The following is a 9,969-nucleotide window of genomic DNA, read 5'->3' as shown; positions in this document are numbered from 1 at the left end:
CGGTCCGGGCCGTCGCCGAGACCATGGTCGCCTCCGACAAGCCGATGGGCGTGCTGCCCGTTGGCACCGGCAACCTCCTGCCGCCGTCGGGACGTCCCGACGGCGCGCGGCTGCGCCCACCCTCTCGGCCACCAACTCGCCCATCCATCTGGGGTACCTACATGATCAACAAGCTGCGGCGACTGGGGCCACCGCTCCTCCTGCTCGCCCCGTCCCTGATCCTCGTCGGCGTCTTCGTCTACGGGCTGATCGCGGCCAACTTCACGACGTCGCTGACGGACAACCACACCGCGGCGCAGGCCACCGGGCAGAAGCCCACCGCCTTCGTGTGGTTCACGAACTACCTCGACCTGCTGGCCAGCGAGGACTTCCAGCACTCGCTGATGAACCTCGTCCTGTACACGGTCGTGTTCCTGGCCGGGACCATGGTCATGGGCTTCCTGTGGGCCTGGATGCTCGAGAAGCCGGTCAAGGGCGAGGGGCTCTTCCGCTCGGTCTACCTGTTCCCGATGGCGGTCTCGTTCGTCGCCTCGGGCGTCGTGTGGCGCTGGCTGCTCAACTCCAACCAGGACGACAAGGCCTCGGGCCTGAACCGCCTGTTCCAGATGGTCGGGCTCGACGCGCTGCAGAACAACTGGTGGAACAACGTCACGTTCGGCATCGTCGCGATTGCCATCCCCGCGATCTGGCAGCTGTCCGGCTACGTGATGGCGCTGTTCCTCGCCGGGTTCCGCGGCATCCCGGAGGAGCTGCGCGAGGCCGCGCGGATCGACGGTGCGAGCGAGTGGAAGCTCTACCGGTACGTCCTGTTCCCGCAGCTGTCGCCGGTCGCGCTGTCCGCGCTGATCATCATCGGCCACATGTCGCTCAAGGCGTTCGACCTCATCATGTCGATCTCCAAGCCGGCCAACTACCAGACCAAGGTTCCCGCCGTCGACATGTTCGTGTTCAAGTCGAGCTTCGACTACGCGAACGCCGCCGCCGTCGGCTCGATCCTGCTGATCATCGTCGCGCTCGTCATCGTGCCGTACCTGATCCGCACGAACCGCGAGGAGAAGCGATGACCGCCGCGACCAACGTGCTCGCCAGCCCGCGCCCGGCGCCCACCGGGCCGCCGCCGCGCGTCAGCAGGAGCCGCTACTCCCTGACCCGCACCCTGAAGTACGCGGGACTCATCTTCTTCCTGGTCGTGGTCCTCATCCCGGTGTACGTGCTGCTGGTGACCAGCTTCAAGGGCACCGGCGACGCCGACCCGAGCCGCGCCTGGGCGCTGCCCCAGCTCTGGACGCTCGACAACTGGGCCACCGCGTGGACCGCACTCTCCCCCGCGATCATGCGCAGCCTCGCGATCGTGGTGCCGAGCTCGATCATCTCGGCGTTCCTCGGGTCGCTGAACGGGTTCGTGCTGGCACGGTGGAGCTTCCGCGGCGCGGACCTCGTCTTCACGCTGATCCTGTTCGGGATGTTCATCCCCTACCAGGCGGTGATGATCCCGCTGAACCAGCTGGTCCTCGACCTCGGCGTGCCCACGGGTGTGCCGACGCTGATCATGCTGCACGTCGTCTACGGCATCCCGATCACCACGCTGATCTTCCGCAACTACTACACGACGGTGCCGCACGAGCTCATCGAGGCCGCGCGCGTCGACGGCGCGGGCATGCTGCGCACGTACTGGTCGATCGTCCTACCGATCTCGATCCCGAGCTTCGTCGTGGTGCTCATCTGGCAGTTCACCTCGGCGTGGAACGACTTCCTGTTCGCGGTGTTCTTCTCGTCGTCCCAGAACGGCCCGGTCACGGTCGCCCTGAACAACCTCGCCAACGGTGCGCTGCTGCAGAACTACGGCGTCTCGATGGCGGGCGCGCTGTTCGCGTCGCTGCCCACGCTGCTGGTCTACATCGTGCTCGGCAAGTACTTCGTGGGCGGTCTGATGTCGGGCTCCGTCAAGGGCTGAGGTCCAGGGCTGAGGTCTAGGGCTGAGGTCTAGGGCGGCTCGTGTGGCGGCTCGTGCCATGATCGGCGCATGTATCGCCTCGTGGACGAGCCGCCCACCCTGGACGAGTACCTCGAGCTGCGCCGGTCCTCCGGCCTCTCGCCCAAGACGCCCGAGCAGGGCGCGCCGGCCCTGACCGGCAACTGGTACTTCTGTCACGTACGGACCGACGACGGCCACGCCGAACCCGGCCGGGCCGTCGCCATGGGCCGGATCATCGGCGACGGCGGCTGGTACTTCCACATCGCCGACATCGCGACGTTGCCGGAGTTCCAGCGCCAGGGGCTCGGCCGGATGGTGATGGACCGCCTGCTCGACGAGATCCGCGCCAAGGCGCCCGCCGACCCGTACGTGACCCTGCTCGCCGACCCGCCGGGGCGTCGCCTCTACGAGAGCCTCGGTTTCGTCGACGCCGCCCCGAGCCTCGGGATGCGCATACGGCTGTAACACCGCCTGAGCCGGGCAAACGCTTTGACCGTGTCAGTGGGTCGCCTCATGATGGCCGGGTGAGCGAAGCGGCGAGGGTCGAACCGAGCGCACGTCCGCGCGACTGGGTGGGTCTGGCGCTGCTCGTCCTGCCGTGCACGCTCATCTCGGTCAACTCCAACCTGCTCAATCTCGCGATGCCCGCGCTCGCCGCCGAGCTGAGACCCACCGCCGGCGAGCTGCTCTGGATCTCCGACGTCTACGTGTTCCTCGTGGCCGGCCTGCTGCTGCCCATGGGTGCCCTCGCGGACCGGTTCGGCCGACGGCGGATGCTCCTGATCGGCGCGGCCGTCTTCGGCGCCGCCTCCGTCGGCGCGGCCTTCGCACCCTCGCCCCTGGCGCTCATCGCCTGGCGCGGCCTGATCGGGGTGGGCGCCGCGATGATCGCGCCGTCGACGATCGCACTCATCCGCTCGATGTTCCGGGTGCCGCGGCAACGGGCCGCTGCGCTCGGGATCTGGACGGCCGGTTTCGCCGTCGGCGGCATCCTGGGGCCGGTGATCGGCGGGTTCCTGATCGCGGCCGTCGACTGGCGGGCGGTGTTCGCCGTGACGCCGCCCGCCATGGTCGCGCTGCTGGTCCTCGGTCCCCTGCTGCTCCCCGAGCATCGCAGCACGACGTCGCGACGTATGGACGTCATGGGCGTCGCGCTGGGCATCGCGGGCATCCTCGCGACGGTGTACGCGATCAAGCAGCTCGCCGCGGCGGCGGAGCCCGCCCTGCCGCTGCTCAGCGGGATCGGGGGTGTGGCGCTGCTGATCGGGTTCGGCCTGCACATCCGGCGGACCGCCCATCCGGTCCTCGACGCGAGCCTGTTCCAGGAGCGGGCGTTCACGGTCCCGCAGGCCGGCAACGCGCTGGCGTTCGCCGTCCTGTACGGCACGCAGCTGCTGATCGGCCAGTACCTCCAGTCAGTGCTCGGCATGACCCCGCTCGAGGCCGGGCTGTGGACCATACCCAGCGCCGTCGCCTACGCCGTCGGGGGTCTGCTGGCTCCCCGGCTGGACGCCCGGCTCGGCGCGCCGAACGTCCTCGCGCTCGGGCTCGCCGTCTCGGGGGCGGGGTTCGCGATCGTGGGGCTCGTGGGCACGGGCAGCGGCGTCGTCCCGTTCGTCGCGGGCAGCATCGTCTACTCCCTCGGGCTCGCACCGCTCTACCAGGTGACGACGGCGCTGGCGATGGGCACCGCCCCGCGCGACCGCGCAGGGACCGCCGGGGCCACGCTCGAGACGACCACCAACCTCGGCGGCGCGCTCGGCATCGCCCTGTTCGGCAGCCTCGCGAGCGCCGCCTACCGCCTGGGCACGGCCGACGTCGACGGCGGTGCGGGCCCGGGTACACCCGACGGCACCCAGAGCATCGGCGATGCGGCAGCGCTGGCCGCGCACCTGCCTCCGGCGCAGGCGGAGGCGCTGCTGGAGGCGGCGAGCGCCGCCTTCGTCGACGGCTTCCGGCTGGTCGTGCTGAGCGGCGCGCTGCTCCTGCTCGTGGCCGCGGGTGTGACTCGTCGGCTGCTGCGCAACACCTGATCGACGCCGGCGGCGTCCTACCCTGGGACCCATGACAGCGGAAGCCGGCAGCGGCGTCGATCCCGACAGCGGGTTCGGCGCCGTCGGGATCGACGACGACACCCGCCTCGTCTACCGCTACGTGCTCGCCCAGGGCACGGTCCGGGTGGACGACGTCGTCCGCGACGTCCCGCTGGAGGGGACCGACGCCGCCGCCATGCTGGCCCGGCTGCGGGCCGCCGGACTGATCAACCGCACGAGCGGCGGCGAGGGCGAGTACACCGCCGTCGACCCGCGGATCGCGCTGCGGGCGCTGACGGAGCGCACGGAGACCCACCTCGACCGGATCCGGGCGGCGATCCCCGACCTGGCCGACCTGTTCGAGCAGACCGCCGACGCCGGCGAGTCCGGTGCCGGCGTGCACGTGATCGACGACCCCGCGCTGATCGGCGCCTGGTACACCCGCCTGGAGCACGAGGTGACCGGCGAGTTCATGGCGTTCGACCGGCCGCCCTACGTGCTGGCGGGCGAGAACCCCGTCGAGCCGCTCGTCCTGGAGCGTGGCGTGCTGTGGCGCGCGGTCTACGCGGCAGAGGTCCTCGAGCGGCCGGGCGCCTGGGCCGAGATGCGCTACGCCGCGAGCAAGGGCGAGCAGGCCCGCATCGCGCGGACCCTGCCGACCAAGCTGGCCATCGCCGACCGGCGGACGGCGCTCGTCAGCTCCACGCTCGACCCGCACCGGCCGACGGCGATCGTCGTCGAGGGCGGGCCCCTCGTCGACCTGCTCTGCGCCGCCTTCGAGGCAGTGTGGGCCGACTCGATAGAGGTCCCGGCGACCGACAGCCTGGAGGGCGCAGCTCCCCCGGACCGCGGTCCGGGCAAGGACGACCGGGCGCTGCTCGCCCTGCTCGGCTCTGGCGCGAAGGACGAGACGATCGCGCGCGAGCTCGGGCTGTCCGAGCGCACGCTCCGACGCCGCAGCGCGGACCTGCTGCGCCGCCTCGGCGCGGCCAACCGCTTCCAGGCCGGGGCGCAGGCGGTCCGCCGCGGCTGGATCTGACCCTGAGCCTGGATCGGCCTCCCCCTGTGACAGCCGTGTAAACATGTGCGGCCGGTACCGGCCAGTGGCCGGAACCGGCCATTACCACCATTGCCGATCCGGTACGGCGGCGGCTAGACAACCCCTATGCAACCTCCGTCCTCCGGCCGCCGCTGGGGTGCTCTCGTCACGGGTACCCTCGTCGCTGCCTCCGTGATCCTGTCGCCGGGCGCCGCCGTCGCCGCCCCGCACCCCATCTCCCAGAGCGCCCCGGTCCGGGTGATCATCGAGCTCGACGCGCCGAGCGCCGCCGAGGTCGTCGGTGCCGAGAAGGTCGCCGCCGCGCGTTCGGGCACGGGCTCGGCCAGGGCGCGCAGCACCTTCGCCGCCGAGTACCGGGCCGCCGTCGAGAGAGTCGAGGACGCCCAGGGCGGCGTCACGTCGTGGGCCGTCCGCAACGACGTAGTGCTCGACGACCCGCGTTCGGTCACCGGTGTGCTCGACGCGATCACGGCCACGGTCGACCCCGCGGACCTGTCCGAGCTGCGGGCGGCCCCCGGCGTCGCCCGCGTCACCGAGGACGCGCCCGTCCGCCTCCTCGGCGAGGCCAACATCCCCGCCACCGGCGCGCCGCAGGTCTGGGAGCGTACCGACGCCGACGGCACCCCCGTCAAGGGCGAGGGCCGCACCGTGGCGATCATCGACACGGGCATCGACTACACGCTGCCCGACCTCGGCGCCGGGTTCGGCCCGGGCCACCGGGTCGTGGACGGGTACGACTTCGTCAACGACGACGCCGACCCGATGGACGACCACATGCACGGCACCCACGTGGCCGGCATCGTCGGCGCGGGTGGGGACAACCTCACCGGCATGGCGCCCGACGTCACGCTCACGGCGTGGAAGGCCATGGACGCGAACGGCGGCGGCACCACCGAGGGCCTGCTGCTCGCGCTGGAGGCCGCCATCGACCCGCTGGGCGACGCCCCGGCCGACGTCGTGAACATGAGCCTCGGCACGCCCGGCGACGGCACCGACCCGCTGGGCCGCGCCTCCACCGCCGCCGTCCGGCAGGGTGTCGTGGTCGTGGCCGCCGCGGGCAACTCCGGGCCCTACGACCAGAGCGTCAGCTCGCCGGCCGCGGCCGAGGGCGTCATCGCCGTCGGCGCGAGCGTGACCGGCGTCGCCGACCCGACCCTCACGCTCGACCCGGCCCGGCGGGGCGGCGAGCGCCGGCCCCTGGACGTGACCCGGTTCCCGCTGTCGGCGAACCCGCCGGCGGGCGGCCTCAGGGCCCGGCTGGTCGACGTCGGCGACGGCTTCGACGAGGAGGACTACGAGCAGGCGGGCGACGTGCGCGGGGCGATAGTCGTCATGAACAGCCTCAGCGTCGAGTCGCTGGGCGAGGTCCAGGCCCCGCACCTGCTGCAGGCCCAGCTCGCCGAGGAGCACGGCGCCGTGGGCGCCCTGCTGTACACGCCGAGCCCGACCGACCCGGCGGGCGACGACGGCGCCGGTCCCCAGGGTTCCGCCGGCATCCTGGCGGGCGGCGGCTTCGACCTGCGCCGCGAGCGCCTGGTCATGATGAACATCAGCTCGGCCCAGTACCAGACGTTCAAGAAGGAGGTGCTGGCCGGCACGGCGCGCGGCACCATCGGGTCGATCGACCGGACCGACACGATCACCGGCTTCAGCTCGCGCGGCCCGAGCGACGCGATGACGCTCAAGCCCGAGATCGTGGCGCCGGGCTTCGAGATCATGTCGGACATCCCCGCCGAGTTCGGCGTGGACGGCGACCAGTACCGGATGTCCGGGACCTCGATGGCCGCGCCGCACGTCGCGGGGGCCGCCGCGCTCCTGGCCCAGGCGCGCCCGGAGCAGTCCGGGGCGCAGCTGCGCGCGACCCTCATCGGCAGCGCACAGGAGCTCCGGTCCGCCGACGCCGACGCGTCGCCGTCGGCCCAGGGCGCGGGCACGCTGGACGTGGCCGCCGCCGTGGACCAGCAGGTCACCGCCTCCCCCGACGCCGTCTCGCTCGGGCTGGCCGACATGGGCGCCGACCCGGCGCGCACCAGCACCGTCGTGCTGCGCAACTCCGGCAAGAAGTCGGTGACCGTGAAGCTGGCGGCGCAGCCCGCCGCCTCGAGCACCGGCACGGCCGAGCTCTCGGCGCGCCAGGTCAAGATCCCCGCGGGCCGCAGCGCCTCGGTCGACCTCACCGTCACCCCGGACACCGCATCCCCTGAGGCCGGTGCTGTCGACGCAGAGACTTCCGGCGTCGTCGTCGGCAAGGTCTCCGACGGCAGCACCGTGCGCGTGCCGTATGCGGCGTACGTGCGGCCGCTGCGGGTCCAGGCCTCGCCGTCGCTGGCGACCGGGAGCACCGAGGTCTTCGTCCACGCGCCGATGGCGCCCGAGGCGGCGCCGACCGTGCGTGCGACCGCGCCGTCGGGCGACGTGTACACCGCTGCGCTGGCCGCCGTCGGCTCCAGCCCCGGCTGGTTCCGCGGCACCGTACCGCTCGACGAGCCCGGCACCTACCGGCTCGACGCGCGGGCGACGGTCGCCGGTCGCACCCTGACCGGTTCGGGAGGCGTGCAGTCCGAGGGCACCGACCAGCCGGGCGAGTGGGAGCAGGTCGGCCTCTCGGGCACGGCACGCGAGCTGGCCACATCACCGACGTCGCCGGGCACGGGCCTGGCGATGACGTCGACCGGCGTGCACCCGTTCGTCACCACCGACCACGGCGCCACCTGGCAGCGGGTACGCAGCATGCCCGTCGCCGACGGCTGGGGCATCCCCGTGGCCGACACGGCGACGCCCGGCGGGTTCTACGTCGCGCTCAACGGCGCGTCCGGCAGGGTCGTCCTCGACCCGAGCTACTCCGGCCGCATCGTGCACACCCCGGACGCCGGGGCCACGTGGACGGTCCTGCCGTTCCCGGACGTCGCGATCCGTGAGCTCGTCGCCGAGGGCGACGCGCTCGCCGCGGTCACGGACGACGGTCTCTACCTCAGCCGGGACGGCGGGCAGCGCTGGCGCCGCGTCGCCCCCACCTGGGGCAGCCTGGTCTACAACGCGGCCTTCGCGGGCGACGACCTGCTGATCGCCACCTACGAGGGCGTCTACCGGATCGCCGACGTGCTGAGCGGCGGCAGCGAGGTCACGCAGCCCTACGTCACCACCGACTACATCGACCGGCCCCAGGGGGTGGTGGCCGAGGGCTCCACCGCGGTGCTGATCCGCGGCGACGGCGTCTCGCTGACCTCGACGGACTCCGGGGCCACCTGGACCGCGGGCGCCGATACGGGCCAGTCGTACGTCACCGTGACCACGCTGACCGACGGCACCGTGTACGCCTCGGGCCTGTCGTCCTACAGCACGAGCTCCGACAAGGGCGCGACGTGGCAGACCCGCCCGCTGCCCGTCCACGGGCCGCTCGCCTCCGACGTCGACCACTGGCCCGGCGCTCCCGCCGGCCAGGTCGTCATGTCGATGGAGGGCGCCGGGTACTACACGACCGACGACGGCGAGGAGTGGACCAAGACCGGGGTGTCCGGAAGCGACATCTCCGGCGTGCACGCCGGGTTCGACGGCGACGGCGAGCCCGTCCTCAGGGCGGTCGACTACGAGGGCCTGCACCAGCAGCCGCTGGCCGGGCTGGACCCGGGCGCACAGGACTGGGGGTCGATCGGTGCCGAGGGCATCGTCGGCCGTCAGCTCACGCACGTGGCCCAGTCCCCGCTCGGCGACCGCGACGTCTGGGCGGTCGGCACCAACGCGTTCGGCGGCGGCCGGATCCTCACGGCGGGCGCCGGCGAGTCCGACGCCGACCTCGCGCAGGTGGGCCCGACCGGGGGCTTCAGCCCGACGGCGCTGGCGGTGTCCCCACACGACGAGAAGACCGTAGCGGTGGGCTACACGTCGATCGTCGACTCGGGGCTCATGGTGTCGCGTGACGGGTTCGAGACGTGGACCAGCTACGACCACGGCCTGCTGATCCAGCAGGTGGTGCCGGACCCGGTCGACGACGAGCGGCTGTGGCTGGCGACGTCGTCCGGCCTGTACCGCTCGGACGACCTGGGCAGGACGATCACCCGGCTGACGCAGGACGAGGCCCGGTCCGTCTGGGTCGACCCCGAGGACACGGACCACGTGGTGGTCGGCGAGCTGCCGGGCATCCGGGTGAGCACGGACGGCGGCGAGTCGTTCCGGGCCGCCGAGGTGCCGAACACGTCCGCCGCGGTGGACACGTTCGTGGCCGTCGAGGTGCCGGACGGGCCGGCCGCCGGGAGGCAGCTCCTGGTCGCGGGCGCTGCGCGGTGGCGGCCGTACGGGCTGGCGGCCAACGGCGCCGGGGTGCTCGTCTCCGGTGACGGCGGTGCCACGTGGGCCTCGGCGTCGAACGGCCTGACGGCGATGTCCGTGCGCTCCCTGGCCGTGAGCCCGGACGGCGCGTGGGTCTACGCGGGCGCCGACGAGGGCGGGGTGCACCGCACGGCGGTCGGCGCGCTCGTGCCGGACGACCTGCTGCCCGCCGCGACCAGCACTGAGATCAAGACGCCCGGTTCGGTGCGGCCGCTGGAGCCGTTCCGGGTCAAGGTGACGGTGTCCGCGGAGGACGTGACGCCGTCGGGGCGGGTCACCGTGACCGTCGGCCGCGAGGGCGACCGGCACCCGTACGAGCGGACGGTGCGGCTGCGGGACGGCCGCGCCGAGGCGCTCGTGCCCCCGCTGCTGCGGCCGGGCGCGTACACGGTCACCGCGCGGTACGAGGGCACGGACGACCTGGCGGCGTCCGAGGCGAGCGCCGACCTGGAGGTCCGCCGCCGCTGAGCTACGCCCGGCAGGGTGATCGGTAGGTCAGTCCTGGTCAGGTGCGGGTGAGCAGGAAGGCCCTCATCGTCACTGTGGGCTCGTAGAAGCCCCAGACGGCATTCGAG

6 protein-coding genes are annotated in these 9,969 nt (G+C 72.8%); all 6 read left to right on the top strand.

Annotation, left to right across the window (positions count from 1 at the left end):
• Positions 1-161 precede the first annotated feature (161 nt).
• Positions 162-1,064, top strand: a complete 903-nt coding sequence (locus AB0I32_RS26850; RefSeq protein WP_357511712.1) for a sugar ABC transporter permease — start codon at positions 162-164, stop codon at positions 1,062-1,064.
• Complete coding sequence (locus tag AB0I32_RS26845; protein ID WP_357511710.1) at positions 1,061-1,954, top strand: carbohydrate ABC transporter permease; 894 nt, start codon at positions 1,061-1,063, stop codon at positions 1,952-1,954. Before AB0I32_RS26850 ends, AB0I32_RS26845 begins: the two co-directional genes overlap by 4 nt.
• Before the next feature lie 69 nt (positions 1,955-2,023).
• Positions 2,024-2,440 (top strand): GNAT family N-acetyltransferase, encoded by a 417-nt coding sequence (locus tag AB0I32_RS26840; RefSeq protein ID WP_357511708.1) that lies wholly within the window; start codon positions 2,024-2,026, stop codon positions 2,438-2,440.
• Between the two features lie 59 nt (positions 2,441-2,499).
• The gene (locus AB0I32_RS26835) at positions 2,500-4,008 is read left to right on the top strand and encodes an MFS transporter (protein ID WP_357511706.1); all 1,509 of its coding nucleotides are present in this window, start codon (positions 2,500-2,502) and stop codon (positions 4,006-4,008) included.
• A gap of 31 nt (positions 4,009-4,039) precedes the next feature.
• Positions 4,040-5,047 carry a helix-turn-helix transcriptional regulator gene (locus tag AB0I32_RS26830; RefSeq protein WP_357511704.1) on the top strand — a complete coding sequence of 336 codons (1,008 nt, stop codon included), beginning with the start codon at positions 4,040-4,042 and terminating at the stop codon, positions 5,045-5,047.
• A 126-nt stretch (positions 5,048-5,173) separates the two neighbouring features.
• Positions 5,174-9,862, top strand: a complete 4,689-nt coding sequence (locus AB0I32_RS26825; RefSeq protein ID WP_357511702.1) for a S8 family serine peptidase — start codon at positions 5,174-5,176, stop codon at positions 9,860-9,862.
• The last annotated feature ends 107 nt before the right edge of the window (positions 9,863-9,969 follow it).

Origin of the sequence: Promicromonospora sp. NPDC050249, from assembly GCF_040656015.1 — a bacterium.
Classification (GTDB): Bacteria; Actinomycetota; Actinomycetes; order Actinomycetales; family Cellulomonadaceae; genus Promicromonospora.
Note: the sequence above shows the minus strand (reverse complement) of the source record. Positions and strands in the feature narration are given on the sequence as shown.

Excerpts from the sequence above, each read along its gene's own strand:
- AB0I32_RS26850 (WP_357511712.1), top strand. The coding sequence starts at position 162 with ATGATCAACAAGCTGCGGCGACTGGGGCCACCGCTCCTCCTGCTCGCC.
- AB0I32_RS26845 (WP_357511710.1), top strand. The coding sequence starts at position 1,061 with ATGACCGCCGCGACCAACGTGCTCGCCAGCCCGCGCCCGGCGCCCACC.
- AB0I32_RS26840 (WP_357511708.1), top strand. The coding sequence starts at position 2,024 with ATGTATCGCCTCGTGGACGAGCCGCCCACCCTGGACGAGTACCTCGAG.
- AB0I32_RS26830 (WP_357511704.1), top strand. The coding sequence starts at position 4,040 with ATGACAGCGGAAGCCGGCAGCGGCGTCGATCCCGACAGCGGGTTCGGC.
- AB0I32_RS26825 (WP_357511702.1), top strand. The coding sequence starts at position 5,174 with ATGCAACCTCCGTCCTCCGGCCGCCGCTGGGGTGCTCTCGTCACGGGT.